At 67.6% G+C, this 24,839-nt stretch carries 25 protein-coding genes; 19 read left to right on the top strand and 6 right to left on the bottom strand.

Translation table 11 applies throughout. The annotated features are described in order from the left end of the window. Positions 1-45: 45 nt before the first annotated feature. The gene (locus WS51_RS11075; protein WP_059505725.1) at positions 46-972 is read right to left on the bottom strand and encodes a LysR family transcriptional regulator; all 927 of its coding nucleotides are present in this window, start codon (positions 970-972) and stop codon (positions 46-48) included. Positions 973-1,111: 139 nt separating this feature from the next. Between WS51_RS11075 and WS51_RS11070 the strand changes: the two genes are divergently transcribed. The 17 genes from WS51_RS11070 (at position 1,112) to WS51_RS10990 (ending at position 18,883) form a co-directional block, all read left to right on the top strand. Beyond that, positions 1,112-1,588: a CidA/LrgA family protein gene (locus WS51_RS11070; protein ID WP_059546679.1), complete on the top strand. Its 477-nt coding sequence runs from the start codon at positions 1,112-1,114 to the stop codon at positions 1,586-1,588. A gap of 13 nt (positions 1,589-1,601) precedes the next feature. After that, entirely contained in the window at positions 1,602-2,324 is a 723-nt protein-coding gene (locus WS51_RS11065; protein ID WP_059448323.1) for an LrgB family protein, read from the top strand. Positions 2,325-2,544: 220 nt separating this feature from the next. After that, positions 2,545-3,081, top strand: coding sequence for a flagellar basal body-associated protein FliL (fliL, locus tag WS51_RS11060; RefSeq protein WP_069229204.1), 537 nt, complete (start codon positions 2,545-2,547; stop codon positions 3,079-3,081). A gap of 22 nt (positions 3,082-3,103) precedes the next feature. Then, positions 3,104-4,102 (top strand): flagellar motor switch protein FliM, encoded by a 999-nt coding sequence (gene fliM / locus WS51_RS11055; RefSeq protein ID WP_059448321.1) that lies wholly within the window; start codon positions 3,104-3,106, stop codon positions 4,100-4,102. Continuing rightward, positions 4,095-4,586 carry a flagellar motor switch protein FliN gene (fliN, locus tag WS51_RS11050; RefSeq protein ID WP_059448320.1) on the top strand — a complete coding sequence of 164 codons (492 nt, stop codon included), beginning with the start codon at positions 4,095-4,097 and terminating at the stop codon, positions 4,584-4,586. Before fliM ends, fliN begins: the two co-directional genes overlap by 8 nt. Then, a complete protein-coding gene (gene fliO, locus WS51_RS11045; protein WP_059977542.1) occupies positions 4,583-5,155 on the top strand; it encodes a flagellar biosynthetic protein FliO in 573 nt (190 codons plus the stop codon). The genes fliN and fliO overlap by 4 nt, the downstream gene beginning before the upstream one ends. Before the next feature lie 36 nt (positions 5,156-5,191). Then, entirely contained in the window at positions 5,192-5,953 is a 762-nt protein-coding gene (fliP, locus tag WS51_RS11040) for a flagellar type III secretion system pore protein FliP (RefSeq protein WP_059505717.1), read from the top strand. Between the two features lie 16 nt (positions 5,954-5,969). Next, entirely contained in the window at positions 5,970-6,242 is a 273-nt protein-coding gene (gene fliQ / locus WS51_RS11035; protein WP_006750427.1) for a flagellar biosynthesis protein FliQ, read from the top strand. 28 nt (positions 6,243-6,270) lie between these two features. Continuing rightward, positions 6,271-7,053, top strand: coding sequence for a flagellar biosynthetic protein FliR (gene fliR / locus WS51_RS11030; RefSeq protein ID WP_059465942.1), 783 nt, complete (start codon positions 6,271-6,273; stop codon positions 7,051-7,053). Between the two features lie 142 nt (positions 7,054-7,195). After that, a complete protein-coding gene (locus tag WS51_RS11025) occupies positions 7,196-8,200 on the top strand; it encodes an ABC transporter substrate-binding protein (RefSeq protein WP_059505738.1) in 1,005 nt (334 codons plus the stop codon). A 121-nt stretch (positions 8,201-8,321) separates the two neighbouring features. Beyond that, positions 8,322-9,119: an ABC transporter ATP-binding protein gene (locus tag WS51_RS11020; protein ID WP_059448019.1), complete on the top strand. Its 798-nt coding sequence runs from the start codon at positions 8,322-8,324 to the stop codon at positions 9,117-9,119. Positions 9,120-9,138: 19 nt separating this feature from the next. Then, complete coding sequence (locus tag WS51_RS11015) at positions 9,139-9,996, top strand: ABC transporter permease (protein ID WP_147955832.1); 858 nt, start codon at positions 9,139-9,141, stop codon at positions 9,994-9,996. 73 nt (positions 9,997-10,069) lie between these two features. Continuing rightward, on the top strand, positions 10,070-11,437 hold the full coding sequence (locus WS51_RS11010) for a sensor histidine kinase (RefSeq protein ID WP_059848758.1): 1,368 nt from the start codon (positions 10,070-10,072) through the stop codon (positions 11,435-11,437). Between the two features lie 12 nt (positions 11,438-11,449). Then, the gene (locus tag WS51_RS11005; RefSeq protein WP_059448021.1) at positions 11,450-12,127 is read left to right on the top strand and encodes a response regulator; all 678 of its coding nucleotides are present in this window, start codon (positions 11,450-11,452) and stop codon (positions 12,125-12,127) included. Positions 12,128-12,381: 254 nt separating this feature from the next. Then, entirely contained in the window at positions 12,382-13,512 is a 1,131-nt protein-coding gene (locus tag WS51_RS11000) for a porin (RefSeq protein ID WP_059448022.1), read from the top strand. 329 nt (positions 13,513-13,841) lie between these two features. Next, positions 13,842-15,848, top strand: coding sequence for a site-specific DNA-methyltransferase (locus WS51_RS10995; RefSeq protein WP_187273156.1), 2,007 nt, complete (start codon positions 13,842-13,844; stop codon positions 15,846-15,848). After that, positions 15,848-18,883 (top strand): type III restriction-modification system endonuclease, encoded by a 3,036-nt coding sequence (locus WS51_RS10990; protein ID WP_069229203.1) that lies wholly within the window; start codon positions 15,848-15,850, stop codon positions 18,881-18,883. Before WS51_RS10995 ends, WS51_RS10990 begins: the two co-directional genes overlap by 1 nt. 249 nt (positions 18,884-19,132) lie before the next feature. Here WS51_RS10990 and WS51_RS10985 read toward each other — a convergent pair whose 3' ends face one another. From WS51_RS10985 to egtB, 5 genes are all read right to left on the bottom strand, one after another. Further along, a complete protein-coding gene (locus WS51_RS10985) occupies positions 19,133-19,501 on the bottom strand; it encodes a hypothetical protein (RefSeq protein WP_059546663.1) in 369 nt (122 codons plus the stop codon). A 203-nt stretch (positions 19,502-19,704) separates the two neighbouring features. Then, a complete protein-coding gene (locus WS51_RS10980; protein ID WP_069229202.1) occupies positions 19,705-19,959 on the bottom strand; it encodes a hypothetical protein in 255 nt (84 codons plus the stop codon). Positions 19,960-20,015: 56 nt separating this feature from the next. Further along, positions 20,016-20,318, bottom strand: a complete 303-nt coding sequence (locus WS51_RS10975; RefSeq protein ID WP_059448027.1) for a hypothetical protein — start codon at positions 20,316-20,318, stop codon at positions 20,016-20,018. A 249-nt stretch (positions 20,319-20,567) separates the two neighbouring features. Further along, complete coding sequence (egtD, locus tag WS51_RS10970) at positions 20,568-21,581, bottom strand: L-histidine N(alpha)-methyltransferase (RefSeq protein ID WP_069229201.1); 1,014 nt, start codon at positions 21,579-21,581, stop codon at positions 20,568-20,570. After that, positions 21,565-22,794 (bottom strand): ergothioneine biosynthesis protein EgtB, encoded by a 1,230-nt coding sequence (egtB, locus tag WS51_RS10965; protein WP_069229200.1) that lies wholly within the window; start codon positions 22,792-22,794, stop codon positions 21,565-21,567. The genes egtD and egtB overlap by 17 nt, the downstream gene beginning before the upstream one ends. A 585-nt stretch (positions 22,795-23,379) precedes the next feature. Between egtB and WS51_RS10960 the strand changes: the two genes are divergently transcribed. Beyond that, a complete protein-coding gene (locus WS51_RS10960; protein ID WP_059791951.1) occupies positions 23,380-23,856 on the top strand; it encodes a carboxymuconolactone decarboxylase family protein in 477 nt (158 codons plus the stop codon). Beyond that, the gene (locus tag WS51_RS10955; protein WP_069229199.1) at positions 23,856-24,737 is read left to right on the top strand and encodes a sigma-70 family RNA polymerase sigma factor; all 882 of its coding nucleotides are present in this window, start codon (positions 23,856-23,858) and stop codon (positions 24,735-24,737) included. Before WS51_RS10960 ends, WS51_RS10955 begins: the two co-directional genes overlap by 1 nt. Positions 24,738-24,839 lie beyond the last annotated feature (102 nt).

Below are 24,839 nucleotides of genomic sequence, written 5' to 3'. Positions count from 1 at the left end.
CACCCGCCGATTTCCCGCGTCGTTTCGCCGCCCGCGCCGCGTGCGTCACTCCCGCGCGCGCAATCCGCCGAAGGCCAGATCGTCGCCCGACGCGATCGGCAGCGTCGCCCGCGCGACGTCGAGCCACGCCCGCGCCGCATGCGACAGGTATCCCTTCTTCAGCCAGCCCAGCGCGATCGCCCACGTGATTTCCGGCTCGACGATCGGCCGGCACGTGAACTGCCGCGCGTCGAGCCGCCGGCAGTAAGGCTCCGGCAACAACGCGATGCCGACGCCCGCGTGCACGAGCGCCGCCATGAAATCCCAGTGTCCGCTGCGGCTCACGATCGACGGCGTGAAGCCCGCCTGCCGGCACGCGTCGAGCACCGCATCGTGCAGCGCGAGGCTCTCCGCGTAGAACACGAACGACTCGCGGGCGAGATCGGCGAGCGGCACCGCCTGATGATCCTCCCAGCGCGACTCGCGCGGTGCGACGAGCCACAGCGGCGCGCGCACCATCGGCAACCGCTCGAACGTGGCGGGATCGACCGGCTCCAGCAGCCCGCCGAGCTCGAGCTCGCCGGACATCAGCGCGGCCTCGATCATCCGTGCGCCCTGCTCGAACAGCTTCAGCTCGATGTTCGGATAACGCTGCTTGTACGCGGCGATGATCGGCGTGAACAGCGACCCGCCAAGCGGCGGAATGCCGATCGTCAGCTCGCCGCGTCCGAGCGTGCCGAGATCCTTCAGCTCCGACTGCAGCTGCGCCTGCGCGGCGAGCACGTCCTGGCCGCGCTGGAACACGATCCGCCCGGCATCCGTCAGCACCATCTGCCGGCCGTCGCGCAGCAGCAGCGGCGAGCCGATCTCGTCCTCGAGCGCCTTCACCATCTTGCTGATGGTCGGCTGCGTGACGAACAGCCGGTCGGCGGCCGCCGTGAAACTCTGCTGACGGACCACCTCGACGAAGTACCGCAACGCGCGCAATTCCATCGATCACTCCCCAGGTTGGTGCAGCGAATACAACTGAATTCCGAATTGGAATGACAAGAATAGAGACAAGTCATTTTATTTATGGTTAGGGGAAACCCTATACTCACACCATCGATGCAATCTCTGTATGGAGCCCGCCATGACCAAGCCGACCGCCACTGCCGCCGCCCGCCCCGCCGCTTCGGGCAACGTTGCGCGTACGGGCCGGATCGTGCTCCAGGCCACCGCGCTCGGTGTGTTGTGGATGGCCGTCGACTGGGCGGTGCGCGCGGTCGGGCTGCCGGTGCCGTCCGGCGTGATCGGCCTCGCGGTGCTGCTCGCGCTGCTGTTCTCGGGCCGCGTCGCCCCCGCGTGGGTCAAGGACGGCGCGAACTGGCTGCTGTCCGACATGCTGCTGTTCTTCGTGCCGGCCGCCGTCGCGGCCGTTCAATACGGCGGGCTGTTCCGCGAGGATGGCTGGCGCATCGCGCTCGTCATGCTCGCCGGCACCGCATTCGTGATGGTCGCGGTGGCGGTGGCCGTCGACCTCGCCGCGAAGCTCGAACGCCGGCTCGCCGCGCAGCGCGTGTTCGCGGAGCGCCGCCGCGCGCGCCTGACCGCGGTGTCCGCCCACTGAGCCGGAGTCCGGAATGCCTGCGCTGCTGTCGAACCTGTCCGCCGACCACGTGAATACCGCGATCTCCGTCGGTTGCTTCGTGCTGACGGTCGCGCTGTATTTCGCGTCGAAGCGGCTCTACGCGTACAGGAAGACGCTGCTGTTCTCGCCGCTCGTGTTCGTGCCCGGCGTGCTGGTGCTGCTGGTCCTGCTGACCGGCATCCCGTATTCGGTCTACTTCCGCGACACGCGCTGGCTGATGTGGCTGCTCGGCCCGGCAACGATCGCGTTCGCGGTGCCGATCTACGACTACCGCGACCTGATCCGCCGCCACTGGCTGTCGCTGTCGGTCGGCGTCGCGGTCGGGATCGGCGCGGGCGTGTGCGGGTCGCTGCTGCTCGCGAAGCTGCTGCATCTGTCGCCCGAGCTGCAGCGCTCGCTGATGACGCGCTCGGTCTCGACGCCGTTCGCACTCGCCGTGTCCGACAAGATCCACGCACCGAAGGACCTCACCGCGCTGTTCGTGATCGCGACCGGCATCTGCGGGATGCTGCTCGGCGAGATCGTGCTCGCGCTGGTGCCGATGCGCACGCGGCTCGCGCGCGGCGCGCTGTTCGGCGCGGCCGCCCACGGCGTGGGCACCGCGAAGGCACGCGAGATCGGCAACGAGGAAGGTGTCGTGTCGAGTCTCACGATGATGATCGCGGGCGTCGCGATGGTGCTGATCGCGCCGTTGCTGTCGCTGCTGCCGATCTGACGCCGTAAGCGTTGGGCGGCCGCCTGCGCCGCTTCCAGCCGCCTCCCGCCGTTTGGACCCTTGCCGCGCGGCGCGCCGATGCCCGCCGTGCGCGCCGGCTTCGGCCGGTTTCCGTCGCGATCCTTCCCTGCATCGCGCCGACACCCGGCCGACAATCGGCTGAGATAGCCGCAATTCCCCCCTCTTTTCCGCCCATCGGGCTCGGCCCGGATGCCGAACAATGCATGCTACGAGACATCACGCACGCATTCACATGGCCTCCACGACCGCAAACCCGACCGCCGACAAGCCGGCTTCGTCCGGCAAGTTCAAGCGCATCGCGCTCATCGCCGTCATCGCGCTGGGCGCGGCCGCCGCCGCCGCGGGCGGCATGTACGTGTTCCTGAGCAAGGCAGGCGTCGGCCATGCGAGCGCGCCGGCCGAAGCCACCCCGCTTGCGGCGCCCGTGTTTTTCCCGCTCGACCCGCTGACCGTGAACCTGCAGTCCGACGACGGCATGCAGCACTACCTGCGTGTCGGCCTGTCGCTGAAGCTCACCGACCCGAAGGCGCAGGAGCAACTGACGGCGCGCATGCCGGAGATCCGCAGCCGGATCCTGCTCGCGCTGTCGAACAAGCATCCCGAGGATCTCGCGACGCCGGACGGCAAACGTTCGCTTGCGACGGAACTGCGGGAGCTGATCGAGCAGCCGACGCAGCCGGGCAACCAGCGCGCGAAGGTCGACGACGTGCTGTTCACCGAATTCGTCGTCCAGTAACGCGGCCGGACAAGGAGCGCGCATGGGCCACCAGGAGTTCATGTCCCAGGAGGAGGTCGACGCCCTCCTCAAGGGCGTCACGGGCGAAACCGATTCGGTCGACGAGCAGCGCGACACGTCGGGCGTCCGCCCCTACAACATCGCGACGCAGGAGCGGATCGTCCGCGGCCGGATGCCCGGCCTCGAGATCATCAACGACCGCTTCGCGCGCCTCTTGCGGATCGGCATCTTCAACTTCATGCGGCGCACGGCGGAAATCTCCGTGAGCCAGGTGAAGGTGCAGAAGTACAGCGAGTTCACCCGCAACCTGCCGATCCCGACGAACCTGAACCTGGTGCACGTGAAGCCGCTGCGCGGCACGTCGCTGTTCGTGTTCGACCCGAACCTCGTGTTCTTCGTCGTCGACAACCTGTTCGGCGGCGACGGGCGCTTTCACACGCGCGTCGAGGGCCGCGACTTCACGGCCACCGAGCAGCGGATCATCGGCAAGCTGCTGAACCTGGTGTTCGAGCACTACACGACCGCGTGGAAGAGCGTCCGGCCGCTGCAGTTCGAATTCGTGCGCTCGGAGATGCATACGCAGTTCGCCAACGTCGCGACGCCGAACGAAATCGTGATCGTCACGCAGTTCTCGATCGAGTTCGGGCCGACGGGCGGCACGCTGCACATCTGCATGCCGTACTCGATGGTCGAGCCGATCCGCGACGTGCTCGCGTCGCCGATCCAGGGCGAGGCGCTCGAGGTCGATCGCCGCTGGGTGCGGGTGCTGTCGCAGCAGGTGCAGTCGGCCGAGGTCGAGCTGACCGCGGATCTCGCCGAGATCCCGTCGACCTTCGAGAAGATCCTGAACCTGCGTGCGGGCGACGTGCTGCCGCTGGAGATCGAGGACACGATCACCGCCAAGGTCGACGGCGTGCCGGTGATGGAATGCGGCTACGGCATTTTCAATGGTCAATATGCGTTGCGCGTGCAGAAGATGATCAGCGCGGGCGACACGATGAAGGAAGGTGGATATGAGTGAGCTGAACCCGACGCCCGAACTCGACCCGCAAGCGCTCGCCGACGCGGCGCTCGCGGAATCGGCCGCGGCCGTGCCGGCGGCACCCGCCGCGGCGGAAGAGGAATCGGGCCTGGACGACTGGGCCGCCGCGCTCGCCGAACAGAACCAGCAGCCCGTGCAGGCGGGCGCGACCGGCGCCGGCGTGTTCCAGCCGCTGTCGAAAGCCGCGCCCAGCTCGACGCACAACGACATCGAGATGATTCTCGACATCCCGGTCAAGATGACCGTGGAACTCGGCCGCACGAAGATCGCGATCCGCAACCTGCTGCAGCTCGCGCAGGGTTCGGTCGTCGAGCTCGACGGCCTCGCGGGCGAGCCGATGGACGTGCTCGTGAACGGCTGCCTGATCGCGCAGGGCGAGGTCGTGGTCGTCAACGACAAGTTCGGCATCCGGCTGACCGACATCATCACGCCGGCCGAACGCATCCGGAAGCTGAATCGGTGAACGTCGTGAAGTCCGGCCGCCACGCGCGCCTGTTGCCGGGCGTGGCCGCGCTGGCCGCGGCCGCGTCGCTCGCGTGCGGGCCGGCCGTCGCCGCCGACATGAACGCGGTGAACAACGCCGGCGCCATCGCCTCGAGCGTGGCGGTGGGCTCGGCCGTGCCGTCGCTCGGCGTCGGCGCGGTGCTGCAGACGCTCGTCGGGCTCGCGGTCGTGATCGGCCTCGTGTTCGGCTGCGCGTGGCTCGCGCGCCGCTTCGGATTCCAGCCCGTGCGGCGCGGCGGCCCGCTGAAGGTCGTGTCGAGCGTCGGGCTCGGCGCGAAGGAAAGCGCGACGATCGTCGAGATCGGCGATACCTGGCTCGTGCTCGGCGTCGCGCCGGGCAACGTGCGGCTGCTGCACACGCTGCCGGCCGGCTCGGCGGCGATCACGACGACGGCACCGGCTTCGGCCGATGCTCCGCCCGGAGCCGCAGCAGGCGACGGCGGCCAGCCCGGCACGTTCGGCGCGCGGTTCCGCGATGCGCTCGCGGACGAAGCCGCGAAGCGCTTCGGCCGCGGCAAGGACCGCTGACATGGCGCCGCGCCCTCTTCCCGTATCCGCGTCACGATGAAACACGAATTCCTGCGTCACGCGGCGCGCTTCGCGCCCGTGCTGATCCTCGGCCTCGCCCCCGCGCTCGCATGCGCGCAGGCGGCCGGCCTGCCCGCCTTCAACACGAGCCCGGGCCCGAACGGCGGCACCACCTATTCGCTGAGCGTGCAGACGATGCTGCTGCTCACGATGCTGTCGTTCCTGCCGGCGATGCTGCTGATGATGACGAGCTTCACGCGCATCATCATCGTGCTGTCGCTGCTGCGCCAGGCGCTCGGCACCGCGACGACGCCGCCGAACCAGGTGCTGGTCGGCCTCGCGATGTTCCTCACCTTCTTCGTGATGTCGCCGGTGCTGGACCGCGCGTATGCCGACGGCTACAAGCCGTTCTCCGATGGCTCGATGCCGATGGAGCAGGCCGTGCAGCGCGGCGTCGCGCCGTTCAAGAGCTTCATGCTGAAGCAGACCCGCGAGACCGATCTCGCGCTGTTCGCGAAGATCTCGAAGGCCGCGCCGATGCAGGGCCCGGAAGACGTGCCGCTGTCGCTGCTGGTACCCGCATTCGTCACGAGCGAGTTGAAGACCGGTTTCCAGATCGGCTTCACGATCTTCATCCCGTTCCTGATCATCGACATGGTCGTCGCGAGCGTGCTGATGTCGATGGGGATGATGATGGTGTCGCCATCCACCGTGTCGCTGCCGTTCAAGCTGATGCTGTTCGTGCTGGTGGACGGCTGGCAGCTCCTGATCGGCTCGCTCGCGCAGAGCTTCACGTAAGCGGAGGACGCGCGCGATGACGCCCGAACAAGTGATGACGCTGGCACACCAGGCGATGATGGTCGGCCTGCTGCTGGCCGCCCCGCTGCTGCTGGTCGCGCTCGCGGTCGGCCTCGTCGTGAGCCTGTTCCAGGCCGCGACGCAGATCAACGAATCGACGCTGTCGTTCATCCCGAAGCTGCTCGCGGTGGCCGCGACGCTCGTGATCGCCGGCCCGTGGATGCTGACGACGATGCTCGACTACCTGCGGCAGACGCTGCTGCACGTCGCGACGCTCGGCGCCGGCTGAGCGGCACGCCAGGCTCCGTCCCGCCGCGATGTTCTCGGTCACCTACGCGCAGCTCAACGGCTGGCTGACGGCTTTCCTGTGGCCGTTCGTGCGGATGCTCGCGCTCGTCGCGACGGCGCCCGTGGTCGGCCACGCCGCGGTGCCCGTGCGCGTGAAGATCGGCATCGCCGCGTTCATGGCGCTGGTCGTCGCGCCGACGCTCGGCGCGATGCCGGGTGTCACCGTGTTCTCCGCGCAGGGCATCTGGATCGTCGTCACGCAGTTCCTGATCGGCGTGGCGATGGGCTTCACGATGCAGATCGTGTTCGCGGCCGTCGAGGCGGCCGGCGACTTCATCGGCCTGTCGATGGGGCTCGGTTTCGCGACCTTCTTCGACCCGCATTCGAACGGCGCGACGCCGGCGATGGGCCGGTTCCTGAACGCGATCGCGATGCTCGCGTTCCTTGCGGTGGACGGCCACCTGCAGGTATTCGCGGCGCTGGCCGCGTCGTTCCAGTCGCTGCCGGTGTCGGCCGATTTGCTGCACGCGCCCGGCTGGCGCACGCTCGCCGCATTCGGCGCGACCGTGTTCGAGATGGGGCTGCTACTCGCGTTGCCGGTGGTCGCGGCGCTCCTCATCGCGAACCTCGCGCTCGGGATCCTGAACCGCGCGGCGCCGCAGATCGGCATCTTCCAGATCGGCTTTCCGGTCACGATGCTGGTCGGGCTGTTGCTCGTGCAACTGATGATCCCGAACCTCGTGCCGTTCGTGTCGCATCTGTTCGACATGGGTGTCGATGCGATGGGGAGGGTGCTGCTGGGGTGGCGGTAGGCCACTCGCGCCCCGATTGCTGGAAAACCCCTAACGGAATCGCCGGCCCGCGAAAGGTTGCGGAAGGTTTCGCCTCCCTATACTCGTCAGGACGATGCAGCAAGCATCGCGCCATACGAATACAACGAAGGAGACGACCCCGATGCGACCCATCCTGCGCACCCTCGCCGTTGCAGCCAGCCTGAGCTGCGCGCTCGCCGCTCACCCCGCCTTCGCCGACGACGGCGGCAAGGTCACGATCATGGTCGGCGGGATCGCCAAGCTGATCTACCTGCCCGCGCGGCTCACGCAGGAGCTCGGCTACTTCAAGGCGGAGGGGCTCGACGTCGAACTGCTGTCGCAGCCGGCCGGCGTCGACGCCGAGAACGAGCTGCTGGCGGGCGCCGTGCAGGGCGTCGTCGGCTTCTATGACCATACGATCGACCTGCAGAGCAAGGGCAAGGAAGTGAAGGCGATCGCCGTGTTCGGCCAGGTGCCGGGCGAGGTCGAGATGGTGTCGACCAAGGCTGCCGCCACCTTCAAGTCGATGGCCGACGCGAAAGGCAAGACGCTCGGCGTGACCGGCCTCGGCTCGTCGACGAGCTTCCTCACGCAATACCTCGCATTGCAGCACGGCGTGGCGTCGACGCAGTACACGATGCTGCCGGTCGGTGCCGACGCGAGCTTCATCGCCGCGATCAAGCAGGGCCGCATCGACGCCGGGATGACGACCGAGCCGACGGTGTCCGCGCTCGAGAAGATGGGCGACGCGAAGGTGCTGGTCGACCTGCGCACGCTGGAAGGCACGCGCGCCGCGCTCGGCGGCACGTACCCGGCCGCGAGCCTGTACGTGCAGTCGGCGTGGGCCGATTCGCACAAGGCGGAGGCCACCAAGCTCGCGCACGCGTTCGCGAAGACGATGCAGTTCATCCACACGCACAGCGCGGATGAAATCGCCGCGAAGATGCCGGCCGACTACCAGAAGGACAAGGCGCTGTACGTGTCCGCGCTGAAGGCGTCGCTGCCGATGTACACGGCCGACGCGAAGATGCCGGCCGACGGCCCGGCGACCGTGCTGAAGGTGTTGTCGGCGTTCAACCCGTCGGTGAAGGGCAAGCACATCGACCTCGCGCGCACCTACACCAACGATTTCGTGAACGCGAAGTAATCGACATCGGTACAGGCGCCGGCGGCGGCGATCCCGCCGCCGCGCGTTCCCCGTTCCGGCCCGGCTGACCGGCCCGGCGCCGCCACGATGCGGCGCCCTCCTCACCCGCAGGACGAATGCGATGAACCAGGCAGTTTCCCCGAGCACACCGGCGATCGAGTTTCGCAATGTGTCGTGCCGCTTCATTTCGCCGGAAGGCAAGGCCACCGTCGCGTTGCGCGACTTCACCATGAGCGTCGCGCGCGGCGAGTTCATCGCGATCGTCGGGCCGACCGGCTGCGGCAAGTCGACGACGCTGAACCTGATCACCGGCTTGCTGAAGCCGGCGTCGGGCGAGGTGCGCGTGATGGGTCGCCCGGTCGACGGGATCGATCCGCGCATTGGCTTCGTGTTCCAGGCCGACGCCGTGTTCCCGTGGCGCAACGTGATCGACAACGTCGCGGCGGGCCCGCTGTTTCGCGGCCGCTCGAAGGATGTCGCGTATGCGCAGGCCGAGGAATGGATCCGCAAGGTCGGCCTCGACAAGTTCACGAAGCACTACCCGCACCAGCTCTCCGGCGGGATGCGCAAGCGCGTCGCGCTCGCGCAGACCTTCATCAACCAGCCGGAAATCCTGCTGATGGACGAGCCGTTCTCCGCGCTCGACATGCAGACGCGCACGCTGATGCAGGACGAGCTGCTGCAGTTGTGGTCGGCGAACAAGGGCTCGGTCGTGTTCGTCACGCACGATCTCGAGGAGGCGATCGCACTTGCCGACCGCGTGTTCGTGCTGACCGCGCGCCCCGCGACGCTCAAGCGCGTGTACGAGATCGACCTGCCGCGCCCGCGCGTCACGTCGGAGATTCGCTACGACACGCGCTTCATCGAAATTTCCAAGGACATCTGGCACGACCTGCGCGAAGAAGTGCAGATCGGCTGACAGCAGCAAGGACAGGAGCATGACCGACATGACGCTTCCCCCCACCGCCATCGCGGCGACGTCGCTCGAGGACGAGTCGCGCGCCGCGCAAACCCGGCTGCGCCGCCGCCGGCAACTGATCATCGGCCTGCGGATCGCCGTGCTCGTCGTCGTGCTGGGCGGCTGGGAACTCGCCGCGCGGCTCAAGTGGATCGATCCGTTCTTCTTCTCGCAGCCGACGCTGATCTTCGCGCAGATCCAGGACTGGTTCGTCAACGGCACGTCGCAGGGGCCGCTGCTCACGCAGGTCTGGGTGACGCTCGAGGAAACCACGATCGGCTTCCTGATCGGCTCGGTCGCCGGCGTGATCTGCGGGATCGTGCTCGGCCGCAACAAATTGATGGCCGACGTGTTCGGCCTGTACATCCAGATCGCGAACTCGATTCCGCGCGTCGTGCTCGGCTCGGTGTTCGTGATCGCGCTCGGCCTCGGGATGGCGTCGAAGATCGCGCTGGCCGTCGTGATGGTGTTCTTCGTCGTGTTCGGCAACGCGTTCCAGGGTGTGCGCGAGGCGGACCGCTACCTGATCGCGAACGCGCAGATCCTCGGCGCGTCGCGCCGGCAGATCACCACGTCGGTCGTGATCCCGTCCGCGCTGTCGTGGATTCTTGCGAGCCTGCACGTGAGCTTCGGCTTCGCGCTGGTCGGTGCGGTCGTCGGCGAATTCCTGGGTTCCAAGCAGGGCATCGGCCTGCTAATCTCCACCGCCCAGGGCGCGTTCAACGCGAGCGGCGTGTTCGCGGCGATGATCGTGCTGGCCGTGGTCGCGCTGGCCGCCGACTACCTGCTGACCTGGCTCGAGAAGCGCTTGCTCAAGTGGCGCCCCGCCGCGTTCTGAGCCGCGCACGCATCGGATCACATACCCGAACCGCGCCGGTGGCCCCGGCGCGGTTCGGCATTGAGGAGAAGGAATGGCGCACAGCCTGCGCGGGCGGCTGTTGTGGTGGCTGCTGCTGCCGCTCGCGGCGTTCGTGCTGATCGCGGGCGCGATGTCGTACGACACCGCGCGGCGCACGGCCGCGCTCGTGCAGGACAGCGCGCTCGTCGCGTCCGCGCGCACGATCGGCGAGGACGTCGAATGGCGCAACGGGCTGCCCGTCGCCGACGTGCCGCCGGCCGCGCTCGAGATCTTCGAGTCGCCGTCGCGCGATTCGGTGTTCTACAAGGTGATCGACGGCCACGACCGGCTGCTCGCCGGCAACCCGGCGCTCGCGCTGCCCGAGCGTCACGACGCCGAGCCGACGCTGTACGACACGTCGCTCGACGGCGTGCGGCTGCGCGCGGCCGCTTACGACCGCCAGCTGTACGACGAAGGGCAGATCGAGACGGTCACGGTGGTCGTCGCGAAGACGACGCGCTCGCACGACGCGATGGTCGCGACCATCTGGCGGCCGCAGCTCGTGCGCCTGTCGCTGATGCTGGTGCTCGCGGTCGTGCTCGTGTATCTCGGCCTCACGCTCGAGCTGCGCCCGTTGATGAAGCTCAAGGACGACGTTGCCGACCGCGGCCCGATGGAGCTCGAGCCGATTCGCCCGGAGCGGCTTCAGCATGAACTGCGGCCGATTGTCGACGCGATCAACCAGTGCATCGCGCGGCTCAATACGCACACGGCCACGCAACGCCGCTTCATCGCCGACGCCGCGCACCAGCTGCGCACGCCGATCGCCGTGCTCGACACGCAGATCCAGTACGCGCAGCAGCGCGAGCACAACGACGCGGAGCTCGCGTCGGTGCTCGACAGCATGCAGCGCAGCAGCCGCAGGATGGCCGACGTGACCGACAAGCTGCTGCTGCTCGCGCACGCGGAAGCGACGCCGTCGACGCTGCTCACGCATCGCGTCGACCTGGCCGCCGTCGTGTCGAGCGTGCTGGAGGAGACGATCGTGCTCGCGCAACGGCGCGACATCGACCTCGGCGCCGATCTCGGCGAACGGCTCGACGTCGCGGGCAGCGACAGCCTGCTGACCGCGCTGGTGATGAACCTCGTCGACAACGCGGTGCGCTACACGCAGCCGGGCGGCTGCGTGACGGTCGCTGCGCGGCGCGACGGCGACGCGGTCGTGCTCGACGTGGTCGACAACGGCCCGGGCATTCCGGCCGAAGCGCGGCCGCACGTGTTCAAGCGGTTCTACCGCGTGTCGGCCGACACCGAAGGCTCGGGCCTCGGCCTCGCGATCGTGCGCGAGATCGCGCAGGCGCACGGCGGCAGCGCGTCGCTCGCGCCGGGCCCCGGCAATCGCGGTATCGTCGTGACCGTGCGGCTGCCCGCCTACGCTTGAAGAGAAGGCACCATGAAACTCCTGCTGGTCGAAGACAACGCCGAACTCGCGCACTGGATCGTGAACCTGCTGCGCGGCGAGGATTTCGCGGTCGACTGCGTCGGCGACGGCGAACGCGCCGACACCGTGCTGAAGACCGAACGCTACGACGCGGTGCTGCTCGACATGCGGCTGCCGGGCATCAGCGGCAAGGAAGTGCTCGCGCGATTGCGGCGCCGCAACGACAACGTGCCGGTGCTGATGCTGACCGCGCACGGCTCGGTCGACGACAAGGTCGACTGCTTCGGCGCCGGCGCCGACGACTACGTAGTCAAGCCGTTCGAATCGCGCGAGCTGGTCGCGCGGATCCGCGCGCTGATCCGCCGGCAGGCCGGTGTGGGCACGACGCAGCTCGTGTGCGGCGATCTCGTCTACGCGTTCGGCACGCGCGAATTCCGTTGCGGCAACGCCGTGCTCGCGCTGCGTCGCCGCGAGCATGCGATTCTCGAAACGCTGATGCTGCAGCAGAACAAGACGGTATCGAAGGCGCGGCTGATGGACAGCGTGTTCGCGCTCGATGACGAACCGAGCGCGGATGCGATCGACATCTACATTCACCGGCTGCGCAAGCATCTCGCGGGCAGCACGGCCGAGATCATCACGCTGCGCGGGCTCGGCTACATCCTGCGCGAGAAGAGCGCGCAGGACTGACGGCCGTCCGTCGAACGTCGCGCATCGATTCGTAGCACGTAACGTCCCGGCACCGCAGCCCGCCTGCCCGATTCGTGATTGTTGCGCGTTCGGTGTTTTCACCGATCCGATTCTTTCCTCCGGGAAAGCGGCGTGAAGGATTGCACCCTCTACGATGCTACACGCCGGCCTCCTCGCTGTGGCCGGCACCATTCGGCATACATTACGTACTGCCAACGAACAGATTTCAATGCGGCAGCTCGGAGGAGACGATCTTGAAACGAAAAACCCTTGCCCTTTCCATCGCGGCGGCAGGCCTGTGCGCCGGCACCCAGGCGCACGCGCAGTCGAGCGTGCAGCTCTACGGCCTGATGGACCTGAGCTTTCCGACCTACCGGACCCACGCCGACGCGAACGGCAACCATGTGATCGGCATGGGCAACGAAGGCGAGCCGTGGTTCAGCGGCAGCCGCTGGGGCCTGCGCGGCGCCGAGGACATCGGCGGCGGCACGAAGATCATCTTCCGCCTCGAAAGCGAATTCGTGGTCGCGAACGGCCAGATGGAAGACGAAGGCCAGATCTTCGACCGCGACGCGTGGGTGGGCGTCGAGGACGAGCGCTTCGGCAAGCTGACGGCCGGCTTCCAGAACACGATCGCGCGCGACGCAGCAGCAATTTACGGCGACGCGTACGGTTCCGCGAAGCTCACGACCGAGGAAGGCGGCTGGACCAACTCGAACAACTTCAAGCAGATGATCTTCTACGCGGCCGGCCCGACGGGCACGCGTTACAACAACGGCCTCGCGTGGAAGAAGCTGTTCAGCAACGGCATCTTCGCGAGCGCCGGCTACCAGTTCAGCAACTCGACCGCGTTCGCGACCGGCTCCGCGTACCAGGTCGCGCTCGGCTACAACGGCGGGCCGTTCGCCGTGTCGGGCTTCTACAACCACGTGAATCACGGCGGCTTCACGAACCAGACGTTCTCCGTCGGCGGCAACTACGCGTTCAGCATCGTGCGCCTGAATGCCGGCTACTTCCGCTACAACGGCGATCAGGGTTCGCTCGGCCAGCGCCACGACGATTCGTGGACGGTGTCGATGAAGATCGCGCCGAAGGGCCCGCTCGACTACGAGCTCGGCTACCAGCAGATGCGCATCAAGAACGCCGCGTACAACGCCGACGGCTTCACGCCGAACGCGAACCTCGGCGCGTTCAGCCTGACCAACGGCGTCGGCAACGGCTTCAAGGAAACGATCTACGGTTCGGTGTTCTACCACCTGAGCAAGCGCACCGAGCTGTACCTGGCCGGCGACTACATGAAGCTGCATGGCGGCTACAAGGTGTCGTCGACGTTCGGCGCGAAGAACCAGCTCGAACTGACCTCGGGCATCCGCACGCGCTTCTGACCCCGCGGTCGGGGCGCGTCGCGCCCCGCCGTACCCTTCGTTCGGGATTCTCCATGCGGGCACGGCGGCGCATTGCGCTGAACGTGCCCTTTTTTCTTCGTTCCGCGAGCGCGATGCGCGCGGCGCCGCGACAAGCGGGCCGGAAGCCGCTCGCGGCCCGTCGGACGGGCGTTTCCCGGCCGATGCGCGCCCACTCGCCTCGCATCGGTGCTTGACCTGCGCCAACCGACTCGCTAGCGTTTCGGGTTTGCCCGGGTGGCCATTGCCGCCGGTGCCGCGAGTGCGCCCGACGTCCTGGCGCACGCGGCCGGGCTCCGATGGAAAAAACGATGCAGAAACTCGATGCGGAGAGCCCGCAGGCGATGTCGACGGATTTCATCGCCGACAATGTCGCGCGCCTGAAGGCGCTGTTCCCCGAACTCGTGACCGAAGGCCCGGACGGTGCGTCGGTCGACGTCGACGTGCTGAAGGCGCTCGTCGGCGAGCGCATCGTCGGCGCCGCCGACGAGCGCTACGGCTTCCACTGGCACGGCAAGCGCAGCGCGCGCCAGGCCGCGCTCACGCCGTCGACGGGCACGCTGCGTCCGTGCCCCGGCGACAGCGTCGCGTGGGACGACACGCGCCATCTCGTGATCGAGGGCGACAACCTCGACGTGATGAAGCTGCTGCACAAGAGCTACGCGGGCAAGGTGAAGCTCGTCTACATCGACCCGCCGTACAACACCGGCAGCGATTTCGTCTATCCGGACGACTTCAGCGACAGCATCCGCCACTACCTGGCCATGACGGGCCAGACCGAAGGCGGCGTGAAGCGCAGCACCAACACCGAGGCGAACGGCCGGTTCCACACCGACTGGCTGAACATGATGTATCCGCGCCTGAAGCTCGCGCACGCGCTGTTGTCCGACGAAGGGCTGATCGCCGTGCACATCGACGAGCACGAAGTGCATGCGCTCGTGCTGATGCTGCGCGAAATCTTCGGCGAGGAGAACGAGCTCGGCGTCGCCGTGTGGGACAAGCGCAACCCGAAGGGCGATGCGCGCGGCATCGCGTACCAGCACGAATCGCTGGTGCTGTTCGCGCGCAACGCCGAGACGCTGCTCGAGCAGGCGCCGCTGAAGCGCCCGAAGCGCAACGCGCAGCGCATGCTGGATGCCGCGCACGACGCGGTGTACCGCAGCGGCAACGCGAAGGATGCGCAAAAGGCCTACCGCGCGTGGATGAAGGCGCAGACCAACCTGTCGGGCGGCGAGGTGATGTACGACCGGCTGTCGGCCGACGGACGCGTGTACCGCCTCGTGTCGATGGCATGGCCGAACAAGAAGAAAGCGCCGGAAGAATATTTCACGCCGCTGATCCATCCGGTCACCGGCAAGCCGTGCGCGATGCCGGCACGCGGCTGGCGCAACCCGCCCGCGACGATGCAGGCGCTGATCGAGCGCGGCCAGATCGAGTTCGGCCCGGATGAAACGACGCAGCCGCAGCGCATCTACTATCTCGACGAGAACATGTACGAGAACGTGCCGTCGGTGCTGCCGTTCGCGGGCTCCGACGACGCGTTGCTGAAGACGCTCGGCATCCCGTTCGACCAGCCGAAGCCGGTCGATTTCGCGGCGGCCGTGATCGGCTGGTGCACGCGCGGCGACGACATCGTGCTCGACTGCTTCGCCGGCTCCGGCTCGACCGGCCACGCGGTGATGCAGGTGAACGCGACCGACGGCGGCGCACGGCGCTACATCCTCGTGCAGCTGCCCGAGGCGCTCGACCGCCGCGACAAGACGCAGCTGGCGGCCGCCGATTTCTGCGCGAAGCTGAAGAAGCCGCTCACGCTCGCGGAAATCACGAAGGAACGCCTGCGCCGCGCCGCGCAGCAGGTGGCGCGCGATTTTCCCGAGAGCTACGGCGATCTCGGTTTCCGCGTGTACCGGCTCGACACGACCAACGTGATCGAATGGGATCCGCGCCGCGACGACTTCGATCACGCGCTCTTTGCGTCCGTCGAGCACGTGAAGACCGGCCGCAGCGAGGACGACCTGCTCGCCGAGCTGACGCTCAAGCTCGGCCTCGACCTGTGCACGCCGGTCGAGCATCACCAGGTCGCGGGCAAGACCGTGCACCTGATCGGCCGCGCGATCGTCGCGTGCTTCGATGCGCGCATTGCGCGCGACGACGCGGGCCCGCTCGCCGACGGCATCGTCGACCTGCTCGACGCGAGCGGCGCGACGCGCGACGTCACGTGCCTGTTCCGCGACAGCGGCTTCGTCGACGACGTCGCGAAGCTCAATCTCGCCGCGCTGCTCGAACAGCACGGCGTGAAGCGCGTGCGGAGCCTGTGATGCGGCTGCATTTCGAAGCGGATCTCGACTACCAGCGCGAGGCGATCGACGCCGTCTGCGACCTGTTTCGCGGCCAGGAATCGTATCGCGGCGACTTCAGCGTGCTCGCGAACGCGGCGCCCGGCACGACGGCCGCCGCGCAAGGCTCGCTGGGCTTCGCGGTATCGGAGCAAGGCGTCGGCAACCGGCTGTCGCTGACCGACGACGCGCTCGCGCGCAATCTCGCCGACGTGCAGCTGCGCGGCGGGCTGCCGCCGTCCGGCCCGCCCGACTCGCGCGACTTCACCGTCGAGATGGAGACCGGCACCGGCAAGACCTACGTTTACCTGCGCACGATCTTCGAGCTGAACCGCCGCTACGGGTTCACGAAGTTCGTGATCGTCGTGCCGTCGATCGCGATCAAGGAAGGCGTGCACAAGACGCTGTCGATCACCGAGGATCATTTCCGCGCGCTGTACGCGGGCGTGCCGTACGACTATTTCCTGTACGACTCGGCGAAGCTCGGCCAGGTGCGCCACTTCGCGGCGAGCGCGGCGATCCAGATCATGGTCATGACCGTCGCCGCGATCAACAAGAAAGAGATCAACAACCTTTACAAGGACAGCGAGAAGACCGGCGGCGAGAAGCCGATCGACCTGATCCGCGCGACGCGGCCGATCGTGATCGTCGACGAGCCGCAAAGCGTCGACGGCGGGCTCGAGGGGCGCGGGCGCGAAGCGCTCGCCGCGATGGCGCCGCTCTGCACGCTGCGCTATTCGGCGACGCACGTCGACCGCCATCACATGGTCTACCGGCTCGATGCGGTCGACGCGTACGAGCGCAAGCTCGTCAAGCAGATCGAGATCGCGTCGGCGATTGTGGAGGATGCGCACAACAAGCCGTACGTGCGGCTCGTCGGCGTGTCGAACCGGCGCGGCGCGATCAGCGCGCGCATCGAGCTCGACGTGGCGACCGCGGCCGGCGTGAAGCGCCAGATCGTGTCGGCGACCGACGGCGACGATCTCGAACGCCTGACCCGGCGTGCGCTGTACGCCGGGCTGCGCATCGGCGAGGTGCATGCGGTGAAGGGTGCCGAATACGTCGAGCTGCGCCATCCGGAAGGCGAGGCGTTCCTGTCGCTCGGCGAGGCGTTCGGCGACATCGACACGCTCGCCGTGCAGCGCGAGATGATCCGCCGCACGATCCGCGAGCATCTCGACAAGGAATTGCGCCTGGCCGAGCGCGGCGTGAAGGTGCTGTCGCTGTTCTTCGTCGACTCGGTCGAGCGCTATCGGCGCTACGACGAGAACGGGATGCCCGTGAAGGGCGACTACGCGCTGATCTTCGAAGAAGAATATGCGCGCGCGGCGCGCGTGCCGGCCTACCGTGCGCTGTTCGACGGCGTCGACGTCGCGCTCGAAGTCGAGCGCGCGCACAACGGCTACTTCTCGATCGATCGCAAGGGCGGCTGGACCGATACGAGCGAGAGCAGCGCCGCCGCGCGCGAGAACGCGGAGCGTGCGTACGGGCTCATCATGCGCGAGAAGGAAGCGCTGCTGTCGTTCGACACGCCGCTGAAGTTCATCTTCTCGCACTCGGCGCTCAAGGAAGGCTGGGACAACCCGAACGTATTCCAGATCTGCACGCTGCGCGACATCCAGACCGAACGCGAGCGCCGCCAGACGCTCGGCCGCGGGCTGCGCCTGGCCGTCGACCAGGACGGCGAACGCGTGCGCGATCCGGGCGTGAACACGCTCACCGTGATCGCGACCGAGCGCTACGAGTCGTTCGCGGAGAACCTGCAGAAGGAAATCGAGGCCGACACCGGTATCCGCTTCGGAATCGTCGAGGAACACCAGTTCGCCGCGCTGCCGGTGCAGGAAGGCGACGGGCCCGCGCATGCGCTCGGCATCGAGCTGTCGCGCGTGTTGTGGGCGCATCTGCACGAGCAGGGCTACGTCGACGCGCAGGGCAAGGTGCTCGACCGGCTGAAGGATGCGCTGCGCCAGAGCGCGCTCGTGCTGCCCGAGGCGTTCGAATCGCTGCGCGCGCCGATCGTCGCGACGCTGCGCAAGCTGTCCGGCCGCTTCGCGGTGCGCAATGCCGACGAACGTCGCGCGATCGCGTTGCGGCGCGATGCATCGGGCAAGGCCGTCGTGTTCGGCGACGACTTTCGCGCGCTGTGGGACCGCATCCGTCATCGCACCGTGTACAGCGTCGAGTTCGACAACGCGAAGCTCGTGCGCGATTGCACGGCCGCGCTGCGCGACGCGCCGGACATCGCGCGTGCGCGGCTGCAGTGGCGCAAGGCCGAGATCGATATCGGCAAGGCCGGCGTCGAGGCGGTCGAGGTGGCGGGCGCCGGCACGGTGCTGATCGACGAGGGCGAGCTGCCGCTGCCCGACCTGCTCACCGAACTGCAGGACCGCACGCAGCTCACGCGCCACTCGCTCGCGACGATCCTGGCCGACAGCGGCCGGCTCGACGACTTCCGCGTGAATCCGCAGCAGTTCATCGCGCTGGCCGCCGATGCGATCAACCGCTGCAAGCGGCTCGCGCTGGTGGCGGGCATCGCGTACCGCAAGCTCGGCGAACGCCACGTGCATGCGCTCGAATCGTTCGAGAGCGAGGCGCTGACCGGCTACCTGCGCAACCTGCGGCCCGATGCGCGCAAGTCGATCCACGAGGCCGTCGTGTGCGAGACCGACGCGGAGCGTGCGTTCGCCGATGCGCTCGAAGCGCACGACGGCGTGAAGCTGTACGCGAAGCTGCCCGCGTGGTTCCGCGTGCCGACGCCGCTTGGCAGCTATCACCCGGACTGGGCGGTGCTCGCGGAGCAGGAGGACGGCGAGCGGCTCTATTTCGTCGTCGATACGCCGAATGCCGACGGCGACGTGACGAGCGAGCACGAGCGCGCGAAGCTCGCATGCGGCGACGCGCATTTCCGCGCGCTGGTGGACGGCGGCGAGGCCGCGCGGTTCGTGCGTGTCAGGCACGCCGATGCGTTGTTCGAGCCCGTTGCGGCCACCGCGCCGCGAGCGGGCGCGGGACGTTGAAATGAAGGGCGGCGCGAGCCGCCCTTTTTTCATGTGGCGGGCCGTGACGCTGCGATGCGTCCGTCGCTGCGGGGCCGAATCGGTGCGTCATCCGCGTGAAAGCGATTCGTATCCTCGCGTGCTCGCGCGACCGGTTACGGCTGGTTGCAAATCAGGGTCGATGCGATGCCGATGCGCGACGCCTCCGTTGCGCCGCAACCATGAAGAAAGGGCGCCGAAGCGCCCTTTCTTCACATGCACATGCCGCGGTCAAAGCGTGCGGCCGAATGCATTGCGATGTGCGTGATGCGTGGACGTCGATGCATGTGCAGTATGGCCATGCGTGCGACCGTGACCGTGGCCCGGCTGCGTGCCCGCACGATCGGCGATCGTGTCGGAGCGGTCGGCTGCACGCGCGAGGCCCTTGTCGCGGTCGCCCGCGTGCATGCCGTTCGAGTTGCTCAGCGCTTCACCGCTCATGTGGCCGCCGGACATGCCACCCGCATTGCCACCCATGCCGCCGGCGCCATGACCGCCGCCGTTGCCGCCGCCATTCCCGCCGGCTGCCGCGTTCGCGGACACGGCACCGAATGCGAGCAGCGCGGCGGCCAACACGGACAGATATCGTTGCGTTTTCATTGTTTGCTCCCTGGAGCGTGTTCGAATGATTGCATTCTAGGAACACGCGATTTCCGCGCCACTCGACGTTGTAAATGATCGTAACGGCGTGCGCGATGCGCATTCATCGGATCAATGGGCGACATGCCGGCCGCTCGTCGTCGAATGAAGGAAGGTGAAAGGCGAAAACGGCACCGTCGCACCGTTTCCGCCCGTGAGCGTGCTTAGTTCGCCGGCTGCGCGCCCTGCGCGGCCGCCTTGCGCTGCGCCGCCGCTTCCTGCTCGTGTTTCTTCGCAATGTGATGGCCGACGATGCAGCCGCCGACCGCGCCGGCCACCGCGTGATGTCCCGCGTAGTGGCCGGCGACGCCGCCCACCACCGCACCCTTCATGCAGCCTGCCGCGTGCGCGCTGCCGATCGTTGCGAATGCAACGATCGCAGCCGCAGCGCACGATCCGATGTATCGATTGGGCTTCATGCGATCACTCTCCTCTCACCGTCGTGATCCGTCTTCCCGCGAGCCGATCGCCCGGTTCAGTTCCAGCGGCCGCGCCAGCCGTCGCCGTCACGCCACGCGCGCTCACGCCACTCGTGCTCGCGCCATTCGCGGCGGCGCCACTCGTGTTCGCGCCATTGACGCGCACGCCAGTCGTCGTCGCGATAGCCCACCGGCGCGTACATCACCGGCGGCGGCGGCGCGACGTACACGGGTTCCGGCGCCGCATAGACGCCCGGCACACCGATCCCGACCGACAGGTCGACGTGGGCCGATGCGACGCCCGAAGCTGCCAGCGCCGCTACACCGAGAACTGCACCGAGAATAAGTTTCTTGCTCATTTCGCGACTCCCTGCACGTGTCGTGCGTCATGTGACTACGGTTTGGAGTCTAGGCACCGGGCGCAGACACAGGTGAAACCGGTCTGCGAGACCGGTAACGGACGTTTACCGGGGGCTGCAAAGCCTTGCCGGGCAAGGATGAAAGGCGATTCGACACGCCGTTGCAACGGCGCATCGAATCGATAAAGGCGGGAATTTTTGCCGGAAAGCGCGGCGGCGGCGCACGCCGCGACGGCTGATGGAGCGACGTTACGCGCGGATATCGTCGACGCTGCGCAGCCAGTGCACGCTGAACAGGTGGTCCGCGTCGGTCCACACGGTGTCGGGCTCGAAGCCCGCACGGCGCGCGATCGCGCGGAAGCCGTCGATCGTGAACTTGTGCGAGTTCTCCGTGTGAATGCGCTCGCCGGCCTCGAAGCGGAACGCGTGGCCGCGCACGTGCACCGTTTGCGCGATGCCGCTGACGAGATGCATCTCGATGCGCTGCCGGTCGCGGTCGTAGAACGCGCAATGCGAGAACGCGTCGAGATCGAAGTCCGCGCCGAGCTCCGCGTTCGCGCGGGCGAGCAGGTTCAGGTTGAACCGCGCGGTCACGCCCTGCGCATCGTTGTACGCGCGATGCAGCACGCGCTCGTCCTTCACGAGGTCCACGCCGACCAGCAGGCCACCGCCGCGCAACAGCCGCGCCGCGTCGCGCAGGAATGCATCGGCTTCCTCCGGCGAGAAGTTGCCGATCGTCGAGCCGGGGAAGAAGCCGACGCGCCGGCGCGGCGTTTCCGTCAGCTCGGCCAGTTGCTCGGCTTTCGTGTAGTCGGCCGCGATCGGCGCGACGTCGAGCCACGGATACGCGGCACGCAGCCGCGCAGCGGCGCCGTGCAGGTAGTCGGCCGAGATGTCGATCGGCACGTAGCGCGCCGGCGCGTTCGCGTAGTTGTTCGCGCACGCGTCGAGCAGCACGCGGATCTTCTCGAGCGAGCCCGCGCCGAATTCGACGATGTCCGCATGCGGGCCGACGCGCCGCACGATCTCGGCCGCACGGTCGCGCAGGATGCCCAGCTCGGTGCGCGTCGGGTAATACTCGGGCAGTTCGCAGATGCGGTCGAACAGCGCCGAGCCGGCCGCATCGTAGAAGTATTTCGGCGAAATGCTGCGCGGCGTACGCGACAGTCCGTCGATCAGGTCGCGCTCGAACGCGCTCGGCCGCGAATCGCGGGCGGGTTGCAGGCCACCGCTCGTGGCCGTCAGATCAGACGTCTCGCGCAAGTCGCACTCCCGTGAATTGCCAGCGCGCGGCCGGCGGAAAGAAATTGCGGTACGTCGGCCGTTCGTGCCCGGGCGGCGTCGCAATGCTGCTGCCGCGCAGGACCTGCTGCCCGACCATGAACTTGCCGTTGTATTCGGCAGCGACGCCAGCCAGCGGCCGAAAGCCCGGATATGGCTCGTATGACGAACGCGTCCACTGCCACACGTGCCCGAGCATCTGCCGAATGCCGTCCGCGCCGAACGCCGCCTCCCATTCGAATTCGGTCGGCAGGCGCGCGCCGGCCCATTCCGCGTACGCGGCCGCTTCGTAGAAGCTCACGTGACACACCGGCGCGTCGGGCGCGAGCGGCTCCACGCCGTGCAGACCGAACGCGCGCCATGCATGTACGGTGTCCGGCGCACCGCCGTCGTCCGCAATCCAGTACGCGGGGCCTTGCCACCCTTCCCTCTGCACCGTCGCCCAGCCGTCCGACAGCCAGTATTCGGGGCGTGCGTAGCCGCCGTCCGCGATGAAGGCCGCGAATTCCGCATTCGTCACGAGGCGGTTCGCGATCTCGTACGGACGCACGAGCGCCGTATGGCGCGGCCGTTCGTTGTCGAACGAGAACGCGTCGCCGTCGTGGCCGATCTCGACCAGCCCGCCCGGCTGCGGTAGCCAGCGCAACGCGCCGGCATCGCCCGCGGCCAGCGCGGCTTGCGAGTCGGCGCTGTCACGCGGCCGGAACGCCGGCTTCAGCGGATTGCACGAGAACGCATGCAGCATGTCCGTGGCGATCAGCTCCTGATGCTGCTGTTCGTGATGCAGGCCGAGCTCGATCTCGGGCGCGATCGCGGCGAGCAGCGCCGCATCGGCGCCGTCGAGCGCGCGCAGCATCGCGTCGTCGACGTACTGCCGGTACGCATGCACCTCGGCGAGCGACGGACGCGTGAGCAGCCCGCGCTGCGGCCGCGGATGGCGCGGGCCGAGTGCTTCGTAATAGGAATTGAAGAGGAACTGGAACGCGTCGTCGAACGGCGCGTAGCCGCGCACGCGGCGCATCAGCACGACGGTTTCGAAGAACCAGGTCGTATGCGCGAGATGCCATTTAACCGGACTGGCGTCGGGCATCGACTGCACGGCCTGGTCTTCGGCGGACAGCGTCGCCGTCAACGCGATGCTGTGGGCGCGCACGTCCTGGTAACGGCGCTGAAGCTGGGATGCAGGGAGGCTCATCGGTTTACCGTCCACGTCGCGATTCGCTGCGTTGCGTTGCCGGAAAAAGGAAAGCCTTGCGCTCGAATGCGCGCGGCTGACGTGCGACCTTCATTGCTGCGTCGTCGGGCAGCCGGCGCGCGCGCCGGGCCGCTGGTGCGACTTCATTTCATCTGCCCGTGCAGAACAGTATGGGCCAGAAATGTGAACGTCGCGAATCGGATTTCGGGTGAAACGTATGCGAAAGATAAATGAAAGCAATCGTGCTTCCAGCGGCGGGGGCATCACGAACCGTCGATGCCCGTGATGGCTGGCCCGGAGCGTCATCGCAATGAGCATGCCTGCGCGCCGACATTACCGACGTCTCATGACAACCGCTCGGCACACGTGAAAGGTCGACGATTCGGATTCGCCCGAGGAACGGTGTCATGCGGTGGATACCGGCCCCGATGTCGGCATCGTTGATGCCGCGGCCCTCTGAGCGATGTTCAACTGCCCTGTCCTTCACGCGCTTGCCGGCTTTTGAAAAAAATTGCTCGCCGATGTCACACGCGCGGGTGCCTCGCTCGTCATATCACCGGAACCCACACGAAAGGAGAAGGAACCATGACTGCGAAACTCAATCCGTTTGCCGCCGCGCCCGCGCTGATGAAGAACTGGATGACCGTATCGGTCGCCGCTGCCGGGAGCCTCGAGCCGACGCTGATCGAGCTGGTCAAGATTCGCGCATCGCAGATCAACGCGTGTGCGAACTGCCTTAACATGCACACCGTCGAGGCACGCGAGCAAGGCGAGACAGAGCAGCGCATCAACCTGCTGGCCGCGTGGCGCGAAGCGCCCTGCTACACCGACCGCGAACGCGCGGCGCTCGGCTGGACCGATGCGCTCACGCGACTGTCGGAGGGCCACGCGGCGCACGAAGCGGCCTATGCGGCGCTGAACGACCATTTCAGCCAGGAGGAACAGGTGAAACTCACGGTGATGATCAACGTGATCAATGGCTGGAACCGGCTGGCCGTCGGCTTCGGGCTGTGGATCGATCCGGCTGAAGCAAAAGCCGCTGCCGCGAAGATGGTGGCCTGATGACGAACGTCGATCCGGCCGCGGGCAATGCCGAAGACCGGGCCGACGCGGCGGCGAGCTTCGATCCGCTGCGTCGTACGCTGATACGCGTCGCGTACCGGATGCTCGGTTCCGTCGCGGACGCCGAGGACATCGTGCAGGACGCGTTCGTCCGCTGGATGGACGTCGATCGCACCGAGGTGCGCGTGCCCGAGGCGTTCCTGCGCCGGATGGTGATGCGCATGTGCCTCGATCAGCTGAAGTCCGCCCGGCACCAGCGCGAGACCTATATCGGCCCGTGGCTGCCGGAGCCGGTCGTCGACGAGGATGAACAGGAGGACGTCACGCTGCCGTTGATGCTCGCGCTCGAACGGCTGTCGCCGCTGGAGCGTGCGGCGTTTCTTCTGCACGATGTGTTCGGCCTCGAGTTCGACGAGATCGCGACGACGATCCAGCGTGAGCCCGCCGCATGCCGGCAACTCGCCGCGCGAGCGCGCACGCATGTGCGCGAGGCGCGACCGCGGTTTCATGTCGAGAAGCAGCGCGGAATCGAGTTGGCCGAGGCGTTCTTTGCGGCGTCACGCAGCGGCGACATGCGCGCGCTCGGCGCGATGCTTGCCGAGGACGTGAGCCTGCATTCGGACGGCGGCGGCAAGCGCTCGGCAGCGGGCAAGCCGGTGTTCGGCTTCGAACGCGTGATGAAAGTGCACGAGTATCTGGCCGAGCTGTTCGCGACGCATGCATCGAAACTCGTGCGGGCCGGGTTCATCAACGGGTTGCCGGGTTTCGTCACGCTGGAGGCCGACGGCGAGCTGCAGACCACGGCGCTCGAGGTGGAGGACGGGAAGATCGTCGCGATCTATGTCGTGCGCAATCCTGACAAATTGAAGCATCTGCATTGATGCTTGACTGGCGGGGCTTTGCGCCCGTTTTTCGTGCTCTGCGCCCTGCCCTTGCCTGCTTCGCGTTGCCGATTGCCTGCTGCGTGCCGCAGCGTGAATCGC

The organism is Burkholderia territorii (genome assembly GCF_001718335.1).
Lineage (GTDB): Bacteria > Pseudomonadota > Gammaproteobacteria > Burkholderiales > Burkholderiaceae > Burkholderia > Burkholderia territorii.
Note: the sequence above shows the minus strand (reverse complement) of the source record. Positions and strands in the feature narration are given on the sequence as shown.